Annotated in this window: 9 protein-coding genes and 1 tRNA gene; 5 read left to right on the forward strand and 5 right to left on the reverse strand. The window is 36.5% G+C overall.

Going from position 1 to position 7596, the window contains the following annotated elements; genetic code table 11:
- Positions 1 to 24 precede the first annotated feature (24 nt).
- A complete protein-coding gene (locus tag CWR45_RS13240; RefSeq protein ID WP_170138863.1) occupies positions 25 to 1332 on the reverse strand; it encodes a DUF4179 domain-containing protein in 1308 nt (435 codons plus the stop codon).
- On the reverse strand, positions 1325 to 1846 hold the full coding sequence (locus tag CWR45_RS13245) for a sigma-70 family RNA polymerase sigma factor (protein ID WP_245975424.1): 522 nt from the start codon (positions 1844 to 1846) through the stop codon (positions 1325 to 1327). The genes CWR45_RS13240 and CWR45_RS13245 overlap by 8 nt, the downstream gene beginning before the upstream one ends.
- 147 nt (positions 1847 to 1993) lie before the next feature.
- On the opposite strand from CWR45_RS13245, the gene CWR45_RS13250 reads away from it, so the two are divergent.
- The gene (locus tag CWR45_RS13250) at positions 1994 to 2794 is read left to right on the forward strand and encodes an alpha/beta fold hydrolase (protein WP_115750352.1); all 801 of its coding nucleotides are present in this window, start codon (positions 1994 to 1996) and stop codon (positions 2792 to 2794) included.
- 130 nt (positions 2795 to 2924) lie between these two features.
- Here the strand turns inward: CWR45_RS13250 and CWR45_RS13255 are convergent, their stop codons facing one another.
- A complete protein-coding gene (locus CWR45_RS13255) occupies positions 2925 to 3860 on the reverse strand; it encodes a fumarylacetoacetate hydrolase family protein (protein WP_115750353.1) in 936 nt (311 codons plus the stop codon).
- Between the two features lie 237 nt (positions 3861 to 4097).
- Here CWR45_RS13255 and CWR45_RS13260 point away from each other — a divergent pair, with 237 nt between their 5' ends.
- From CWR45_RS13260 to CWR45_RS19640, 3 genes are all read left to right on the forward strand, one after another.
- Positions 4098 to 4835: a FixH family protein gene (locus CWR45_RS13260; RefSeq protein ID WP_115750354.1), complete on the forward strand. Its 738-nt coding sequence runs from the start codon at positions 4098 to 4100 to the stop codon at positions 4833 to 4835.
- A 132-nt stretch (positions 4836 to 4967) separates the two neighbouring features.
- Entirely contained in the window at positions 4968 to 5522 is a 555-nt protein-coding gene (locus CWR45_RS13265; RefSeq protein ID WP_115750355.1) for a shikimate kinase, read from the forward strand.
- Positions 5503 to 5733: a hypothetical protein gene (locus tag CWR45_RS19640; protein WP_147294837.1), complete on the forward strand. Its 231-nt coding sequence runs from the start codon at positions 5503 to 5505 to the stop codon at positions 5731 to 5733. The genes CWR45_RS13265 and CWR45_RS19640 overlap by 20 nt, the downstream gene beginning before the upstream one ends.
- Before the next feature lie 23 nt (positions 5734 to 5756).
- Here the strand turns inward: CWR45_RS19640 and CWR45_RS13270 are convergent, their stop codons facing one another.
- Entirely contained in the window at positions 5757 to 6242 is a 486-nt protein-coding gene (locus CWR45_RS13270; RefSeq protein ID WP_115750356.1) for a DUF4825 domain-containing protein, read from the reverse strand.
- A gap of 332 nt (positions 6243 to 6574) precedes the next feature.
- Positions 6575 to 6650, reverse strand: a tRNA-Arg gene (locus tag CWR45_RS13275).
- Between the two features lie 241 nt (positions 6651 to 6891).
- Between CWR45_RS13275 and clpP the strand changes: the two genes are divergently transcribed.
- On the forward strand, positions 6892 to 7485 hold the full coding sequence (clpP, locus tag CWR45_RS13280; protein WP_114917262.1) for an ATP-dependent Clp endopeptidase proteolytic subunit ClpP: 594 nt from the start codon (positions 6892 to 6894) through the stop codon (positions 7483 to 7485).
- Positions 7486 to 7596 lie beyond the last annotated feature (111 nt).

Genomic DNA, 7596 nt, shown 5'->3' on the forward strand with positions numbered 1-7596 from the left:
ATCAAAAGAATGGGGTCCGCTTTTTTATTTAATTTTTATCTTTTCATTGCCAATAATCCATTCGGGGAAGAAATCAATTATTAGAGAAATTGGTGACTTCTGGCCAAGTATATGCTCAATATGGTATCCAAACTCATTGGTTCCTCTTCCTTCAGAAGCTGTAGAAAACGAACTATCTGAATAAAGTATATTCCCATCTGCATCGTATGATTGACTGAAAAAAGAATAAGGGAATTCTTCATTATACTTAAATACAAGATAATCCCCTTCCCTCACTACTCCTGTAAAGAGATTTCTTTTCGGCTGATTTAAAATAACTTCATTTTCGACATCTACAATAACCATGCTTTCTTCTTTATCGACGGTCTGAATTTTCCCTAAGACTAAATTCAATTCTTCTGGATCTTTAAAATAATTACTTTGTAAATACAGCATCCATTCATCATCTGCAATACTGCTTGAAGTAACTCCATTTTCAAGTCTACTCCATACCTCACCCTGCTCATCAATAAGTTGCAATTCATCAAATGATAGGATCTTTTTCGTATTATCCGGATTCATTTTCACATGTATGCCCACTCTTAACGGGGCTATCGTTACATCTAGAAAAGTAATTTCCTGCCCTTCAACAGTAACCGTTTCGTTTAGTACGTAGGTTTTGTTTTCCTCTCGATCCTTTGTCAGTATAAATGGGAGTTCAAACGTTTCACCACCAACTTCTAAATGAAGTATAAATTTCGTTGTGTTTGATGGATATTGAAAGAAATACTCGATTAGCCCATGAAAGGAATTCGCAAATTCCGCTTCATTTATCTCTGGATTGTAACTTGAGCTAGTAGGTATTTCTAACTCTGTACCATCCTGATTTCTAATTTCCGCTTGATTTATCGTGACACTCCGTTTCTTTTCTTCTGTATTGATTGTATAAAATAACACAATCCCCTGTTCATCCGCGATCACTCCATCGATTACAACTTCCATGCCATTTTTCTGTTTCGAAACGCCGAGTGCTTCATAGTAATCACTCTCGATTGCTGCTACCATTCCTTTATCATGCCTAATCAATTCAACGATTTCTTCCATCCCTGGAATGTTTGCGATATATGAAGCAAAAACGGGAGAGACACGTATAGAAGTAATAAACGAAATAAGGAGAACAGCAATCATCGCCGCCATAAACATCCACTTTTTTGATTGCCGTTTTTTACTCTCCTCATGTTTAGCTTTCTGGAAGCCCGTTAAAATTGCCGTGTTTAGTGCAGTTTCTGGAACTGAAATGTTATCAATGCTTTTTTTATATTCAATGAGTCTTCCTTCTTCGCGTTCATACATGATTGGTCCACCCCTCCCCGCTTCCATCTATCCTTTTTCTAAGTTCTTTTAAAGCTTTATTCAGCCATGTTTTTACTGTTCCTTCTGGACATTCCAGCACCAATGCGATCTCTTTTATTTTTAGGTCATGAAAATATTTCATCATTAATATTTCGCGTGAGCGCTCATCAAGGTCCTGCATCGCATCCCTTAATTCCATTTCTGTATAATTTTCGAATATGCCATGGGTAACAATAATCTCATCATTTATAACGATTTGTTTATTCCTTTTTAACTGGTCATTACAATAATTGATCATGATTCGAATAAGCCATGTTTTAATATAAGTTGCTTCCTTCACCATACGAATATTTTTATACGCACGATAGGTGACTTCTTGAAGTGCTTCAATAGCATCGTCCTGATTCCGTAAATACGCGATTGCCGTTTTATATAAATCTACTTTATAAGCTTGCATCAATCGCAGAAAGGCCTCATCGTCACCTGCGATTGCTTTCCTTGCATCCTCGCTCAAGTCTTCTCCTCCATCTCATAAGCAGCAGTTATATAGATTAGACTACTATATCCGAAAAAAGTTTTATTCTTTTTATTATAAATGAGAATGATGTAGCATGTTGGACATATATAATAAGCATAATAGATAAATAGGGAGGATGATTACGTGCCATATGTTAAGCTTGACTCGGAGACGAAGCTATTTTACGAAGAAAAAGGAAACGGACAGACGATTATATTTATTCATGGAGTGATGATGAGCAGTAAATTTTTCTATAAGCAAATTCCATTTTTCAGTAAAAAATATCGCACAATAGCGTTAGATCTTCGAGGTCATGGACAATCCAGCAAAGTAGCGCATGGTCATACTGTTGCACAATATGCAAGAGATTTGCAGACATTTATTGAAAAGCTAGAATTGAAGGATGTAATTCTAGTAGGTTGGTCGATGGGGTCATTCGTTGTCTGGGATTATGTAAATCAATTTGGCACAGAAAATATTAAAGCAGTAACGATTGTTGATCAATCTGCGTCTGATTTCCTCTGGCCAAACTGGGAGCACGGTGCCTTCGATTTTGCAGCTTTAACAGGGCTAATGCAGATCATCCAGGAAGACCAGCATGGATTCAATCGAAATTTCATTGATGGCATGTTTAAGGAAAAACCATCAGATGAGGATGTCCAATGGATTTTAGCAGAAATGAATAAGTTGCCAGCGTCAATTGAAAGTACCATCGTTTATAATCAATCAATCGTTGATTATCGAGAGACTCTATCCAATATAGATGTTCCAACACTAATCTGCTTTGGCACGGTTGGTTTTTTCACAATTGAAGCTGGAGCGTATATCCAGGAAAGAATAGCCGGATCAACACTAGTAGCATTTGAAAATAGCAGTCATCTTTTATTTTTAGAGGAGACAGACAAGTTCAATCGTGAGTTAGATACATTTTTTAGTCGTTTATAAGAATCTGGTTAACCTTCACCCTGCTATGTGTGAAGGTTATTTTGTAGTTAAACCTTTGTTGCACTTCTATAGTGAGAAAGTATAGAACTAGAAATAAAGAAGGAACAACAATTGCCCCTTCTATCTCCCTCTATTTTATATGAACTACTCTATTTTCCATCCGACCAATTTTTTCGATTTCTAATGTAACAATATCCCCGTCTTTGAGAAACTGTGGAGGATCCATCGCAAATCCTACTCCATCTGGTGTCCCAGTTAGAATAATATCCCCTGGATTTAATGTGATTAAATTGGAGATAAATTCGACAAGAAAAGGGATATCAAATATTAAATGACTCGTATTTGATGCCTGACGTTCTACTCCATTCACAAAAGAACGGATTGATAAACTTCCAGGATCATCTATTTCATCTGCGGTAACTACCCATGGACCTATTGGTGTACTTCGATCTAATGTTTTCCCTTGGAGCCACTGTGGTGTACGCTTTTGTAAATCTCTTGCAGAAGTGTCATTAACGATTGTATACCCCGCAATATAGGACAGCGCATCTTCTCTTTTCACCTTTGTAGCTTCCCTACCGATAACAAATGCTAGTTCAACCTCGTAGTCTAGCTTTTTAGTTGCATCCGATGTTTCAATCGCATCCTCTGGTCCGATTAATGCATTATTAAATTTAGCAAAAAGAACGGGAAATTCGGGGATATCTCCCTGCATTTCTGCAACATGATCTTCATAGTTTTTTCCGACACAGATAACCTTTCCAGGTGCAGAAATTGGATTACCAAGTTTAATATCCTCTCTATTTAAACGCTCTAGTTCTTCTTTACTTTTCAAAATATGCTGATATGCTTCTTCAGCCTTTTCAATAGCTGGCAATCCAATCGCAAAAAAACGTGCTGGTTCAGCTGGTAAAATCGTTTCTAATTCATCAGCTATAGATCCCTCATTCCTTGATACTAGCAATGCCTGATATGCTGCTTGAATATCGATTACACTTTCACCATGAATAGCACCAATGCGATAATTTTTTGAACTAGATTTTGGTTGATAGCTTATGAGTTTCATTTCCCCACTCCCTATTGGTGAATAATTATATAATTTCCATTTTATCAAATATATCGTATTTTGAGCAAGGCAGTTTCCTTAGCACGAGCTTTTTCTTTAACCTTCACGAAACATTCAAAATTCAAGCATTTTCAAAGACCACTAGAGAAATAATATTTGATATACTATAAATTATGGATAAATAACCCTTCTTTAAATGAAGTATTACTACAGATAAATATTCAAGGAGGAGAAATAATGAGACATTTTAATATCCTTTTTATCATGTTAGTTATTTCGGTTTTAACTGCATGTGGGACCAAGGATGAGAATACCGGATCAGAAGAGCTTGTTCCACTTGAGGTAGAATTTTCAGTACCAGAAACAGCTGAAGTAGATGAAGAAGTAAAACTTATAGCAACCGTTACATATGGAGAAGAATCCGTTACAGAAGCAGATGAAGTAACATTCGAACTATGGGAACAGGGCATGGAAGATGAAAGCACTATGATTGAAGCAACAAATAAAGGTGACGGCACGTATACTACAGAAACCACTTTTGATCATGATGGCATTTATGAAATGTTTGCACATGTAACAGCAAAAGATATGCACACAATGCCGAAAAAGTTGATTACAATTGGCGAAGGAGCAAGCAGTAATCAAGACCAAGAACATGAGCACAGTGAACACGCTGATGGTTTTGCGATGCACTTTGTGGAACCAGAATTAGTGACAGCTGCTGAAGAAACATCTCTAAAAGTACATGTCCAACTTGATGACCAACCATTGGAGGAAGCAAGCATTCGATTTGAGATTTGGAATGAAGAAACTCCAGACAACCATGAATGGGTCGATGCGAGCGAAGCAACTGCAGGAGAATATTCCGAAAACTTCGCATTTCCAAAGGCAGGAACCTATCAAATGGTTATTCATGTTGAAAACGAAGATGGATTACATGAGCATCAAGAATTCGAAATCAACGTAGCTGAATAAACACGAGGCAAAAGGAATTCCAAGTATACTGGAATTCCTTTTGCCTATTCTCGTGTAACAATAGCCGTGCAAATAACTGACAATTGGCTTATACTAATTTAAAATATAAATATAATCACTAGGGGGAAGAGCATGAACGATGTTTCACTTCGAGAAAAAAGCATTGTGATGATAGGTTTTATGGGTGTTGGCAAAACAACCATTGGTAAAGCAGTAGCAAAAAGATTATATAGAGACTTTATTGACATTGATGAAGAAATTGAAAAGAAGTTCAATATGCCAACCTCTGATATTTTTACACTATATGGAGAAATGATATTCCGCGAAACAGAGAAAGAAATAATAGTCCAATCCTGCAAACAAAAATTAAAAATCATTTCCGTTGGTGGCGGTGCATTTCTTCAAGAGGAAATTAGAAACGCTTGCTTATCAGATTGTATCGTTTTCTTCCTTGATATGTCCTGGGACAACTGGAAAGATCGAATTAGTCTACTTATCGATAGTCGCCCTGTTTTACAAGGCAAAAATATTAAACAAATCGAAGAGCTCTTCAATGAACGGCAACCAATTTATTCAGAGCACCATTCGAGGGTCATGACGGATAATTTGGTCGTCGATGAAGTTGCGGATTATATTGTTGAATCATTGAAGACTGCATGGGATATTTATGAGCCGAATGCCGGTTGATAGCTTAAAAACGATTGTTTACTGGCCAGTCGCTACGAAAATACACTTCGCTTTCCGCGGGAGGCTGGTGAGCCTTCCTTCCGCAGGAGTCTACGTGTATTTTCTAGGCTGGAATGGTGCAATTTACCATTTATTCACAGATCTAACTACACCCGTTTTGAAGGCATTCCTTGTCCTACGTAAATATCAACTAACAGGACTTTATTTTTAGTATTCCTCAAGAAATGAAATCGTTCATTGCTCAAAATACTGATTCACTTTACTGTCATCTTGTAAATATTCTTGTATAAAGCTATTTAGATCATCCACATTTGTGAATTCACTTAAATCTTTCTCATACCATTTCTGCAATTTTTCCTTCGTTACGTTGTATTCTTCGTTATCTTCGTTATTAAAATTAAAGGTTACCCACTCTACATTGTGAATCAAGGTAAATATAAACGTAGCATTGTTAATAGCAATTTTTTTGTAATCACCTGTTGCGATACCCTGATAATTTAAGATTATTCCATATGGTTCTTCATTCGTTTTTAATTCAAATCCATTAAGGTGTTTACCCTCAGGTAGTTGACTTACAATGTTTCCTACCGCACTATTATCTCCAACATAGGAATCTTTATATTGGAAAATATCATTATCATTTGCATTAATCGCATTACATCCATTTAAGATTAGCAGTATCAGTAAGGGCAGCATGGAAATCTTAGTCATTCTCCACATTTTTACAGCTCCTTGTAAGGTGAATTTTCATTCAGCAGAAGTTAATCTATCTCCACACTGATTGTTAATTGAATAGAATCGGACATCCACAGGCACTATCATTGAATCGAAATTTTAAAATGAGCGTATTTCTGCCAGTCACAGTTGGGATAACCTACATGCTTCGCTAATTAAATATGCTCTCTTTTTGATACGTCTTTGTAGCGTATTATGTTTCATTTTATTGGAAACTAACAAATGTATTTGGAATCATTATGGTTTTCAGTTCTTTTTGGACAAAAAACTAGCAAAGGATAGGTTACTATCTATCCTTTGCTAGTTTTTTTCACTGACGCGCCCAGAGGGATTCGAACCCCCGGCAAACCTGGTACCGGAAACCAGTGCTCTATCCAGCTGAGCTATGGGCGCATGTTGCTATTTAAAAATGACACATATGCTATTATACCGCTGTTCCCTTGTAGTTACAAGTGTTTTCTCACGCTTTTTTCTATTTAACGTTTAATCTCCTAAAATAAGGGTATCATGTAGAAGAAATTTTTTTATATTTTCAAAGGTTTATGTTTGACCTTTATTGACCTTTGAGCTATTATAAAAATAGATCCATTAAGCTAGTTGGATGAAACTTGTTTTATATAAGGAGGATTTATAAATGAACTTAGTACCTACAGTTATTGAACAGACTAACCGTGGCGAACGCGCATATGACATTTACTCACGTTTACTTAAAGACCGTATTATTTTACTAGGAAGTGCAATTGATGACAACGTTGCAAACTCTATTGTAGCACAATTATTATTCCTTGAAGCAGAAGATCCAGGCAAGGACATTTCATTGTACATCAATTCACCAGGTGGTTCTATTACAGCTGGGATGGCAATTTACGATACAATGAATTTCATCAAATCTGATGTTTCTACAATCTGTATCGGTATGGCTGCATCAATGGGTGCATTCCTTCTAACTGCTGGTGAAAAAGGCAAACGATTCGCACTTCCTAATAGTGAAATCATGATTCACCAACCATTAGGCGGAACTCAAGGACAAGCAACAGATATTGAAATCCACGCAAAACGTATTATTGAAATCAAAAAACGCATGAATGAAATTATGTCTGAAAAGACAGGTCAACCACTAGAAGTAATCGAACGCGACACTGAGCGCGATAACTTCATGACTGCACAACGATCTGTGGAATATGGTTTAATCGATAAAATTTTGGAACGTAAAGAAGACGCTAAATAATAATTAAAAAATCCCTTTCATTTTAAATAAGGTGGTTACCCCTAAAAGTTAGAGTTTTATTATGCAGCTGATTGGCTGGATTGAGTTCGGTATTCGACTGGACTTAATCCA

Origin of the sequence: Oceanobacillus chungangensis (assembly GCF_003369565.1) — a bacterium.
Classification (GTDB): Bacteria; Bacillota; Bacilli; order Bacillales; family Amphibacillaceae; genus Oceanobacillus; species Oceanobacillus chungangensis.

Bases quoted from the DNA above. Each gene is read 5' to 3' on its own strand.
- CWR45_RS13240 (WP_170138863.1), bottom strand. From the start codon at position 1,332: ATGTATGAACGCGAAGAAGGAAGACTCATTGAATATAAAAAAAGCATT.
- CWR45_RS13255 (WP_115750353.1), bottom strand. From the start codon at position 3,860: ATGAAACTCATAAGCTATCAACCAAAATCTAGTTCAAAAAATTATCGC.
- CWR45_RS13260 (WP_115750354.1), top strand. From the start codon at position 4,098: ATGAGACATTTTAATATCCTTTTTATCATGTTAGTTATTTCGGTTTTA.
- CWR45_RS13265 (WP_115750355.1), top strand. From the start codon at position 4,968: ATGAACGATGTTTCACTTCGAGAAAAAAGCATTGTGATGATAGGTTTT.
- CWR45_RS19640 (WP_147294837.1), top strand. From the start codon at position 5,503: ATGAGCCGAATGCCGGTTGATAGCTTAAAAACGATTGTTTACTGGCCA.
- CWR45_RS13270 (WP_115750356.1), bottom strand. From the start codon at position 6,242: ATGTGGAGAATGACTAAGATTTCCATGCTGCCCTTACTGATACTGCTA.
- clpP (WP_114917262.1), top strand. From the start codon at position 6,892: ATGAACTTAGTACCTACAGTTATTGAACAGACTAACCGTGGCGAACGC.